This window comes from Desertihabitans aurantiacus (assembly GCF_003344635.1).
GTDB lineage: Bacteria > Actinomycetota > Actinomycetes > Propionibacteriales > Propionibacteriaceae > Desertihabitans > Desertihabitans aurantiacus.
The window spans coordinates 1-1198 of the sequence record NZ_QPKK01000506.1 but is presented as its reverse complement, the minus strand read 5'-3'; the positions used below and the strand labels follow the sequence as shown (position 1 = coordinate 1198).

Here is a 1198-nt window from a genome sequence, read left to right as displayed (position 1 = left end):
GACCCCTTCCCCCCCCCCCGCCGGCCCATCCCCGCCGCGGGTGTGGGCTGATCGTCGCTCAGCCGCTGCCGATCCCGACGCCTAGGCCACACTCGCGCTCGACGAGAGGGAGGAATGGGGGTTGACATACAACCGAATGGTTGTATGTTTGGGTCATGGCCGAGGACGACGAGGACAGGGCGGACGCCCTCTTCCACGCGCTCGCCGACCGGACCCGGCGCGACATCGTGCGCCGGGTGCTGGCCGGGGAGCACTCGGTCTCCGCACTCGCGGCGAAGTACGACATGAGCTTCGCCGCCGTGCAGAAGCACGTCGCCGTGCTGGAGAAGGCCGGACTGCTCAGCAAGCGCCGCCAGGGGCGCGAGCAGCTGGCCAGCGGGGACGTGGACGCGGTCCGGTCCGTCGCCTCGATGCTCACCGAGCTCGAGGGTGTCTGGCGCGGCCGCATCGCCCGGATCGACGCGCTGATCGCCGCCGACCACCCGACCCAACCTCCTCCGTCCCACCCGGACGGCCCTCGAAAGGACTGACCATGCCCGTCACCGACGTCACCAAGGACCTCGACAGCCGCACCCTGACCATCACGGCCGACTTCGCCGCCCCGCTGGAGCGGGTCTGGCAGGTCTACGCCGACCCCCGCCAGCTGGAGAAGGTGTGGGGCCCGCCCGGGTACCCGGCCACCGTGGTCGAGCACGAGCTCACCCCCGGCGGGGCGATGACCTACTACATGACCTCGCCGGAGGGCGAGAAGTACTACGGCCGGTGGGACGTCACCGAGGTCTCCGAGCCCCGTGGGTTCCGCTTCGACGACGCCTTCACCGACGACACCTTCACCGCCAACCCGGAGATGCCGGTGTCGCAGAACAGCTACGCCTTCGCCGAGCACGACGGCGGCACCCGGGCCACCTACGTCACCACCTACGCCACCGCCGAGGCGCTGCAGCAGGTGCTGGAGATGGGCATGGAGGAGGGCGCCCGGGAGGCGATCGCCCAGATCGACGTGCTGCTGGCCCAGCAGTGACGCCGGAGCGGCGCTGGGCCGGCGCCGGCCGGGGACGACCGGTGTCCGGCTCAGCGTCGCGGCTGGTCCCCGCGCTCGCCGAACCAGGTGGCGAGCCGGCCCGCCCGGCTGAGCGCCCGGAGCCGTCGCTCCACCGCCGCCCGGTGCGTGGTGGGCCCGGCGAGCAGCAGCTGGTCC

The 1198-nt window shown here is 72.5% G+C and carries 2 protein-coding genes; both read left to right on the top strand.

What is annotated here, in order from left to right; all coding sequences use genetic code 11:
- The first annotated feature begins 155 nt into the window (after window positions 1–155).
- On the top strand, window positions 156–530 hold the full coding sequence (locus DVA66_RS20555) for an ArsR/SmtB family transcription factor (protein ID WP_114561590.1): 375 nt from the start codon (window positions 156–158) through the stop codon (window positions 528–530).
- Window positions 531–532: 2 nt separating this feature from the next.
- Entirely contained in the window at window positions 533–1021 is a 489-nt protein-coding gene (locus DVA66_RS20550) for an SRPBCC family protein (RefSeq protein WP_114561589.1), read from the top strand.
- Window positions 1022–1198: the final 177 nt, after the last annotated feature.

Excerpts from the sequence above, each read along its gene's own strand:
- DVA66_RS20555 (WP_114561590.1), top strand. The coding sequence starts at position 156 with ATGGCCGAGGACGACGAGGACAGGGCGGACGCCCTCTTCCACGCGCTC.
- DVA66_RS20550 (WP_114561589.1), top strand. The coding sequence starts at position 533 with ATGCCCGTCACCGACGTCACCAAGGACCTCGACAGCCGCACCCTGACC.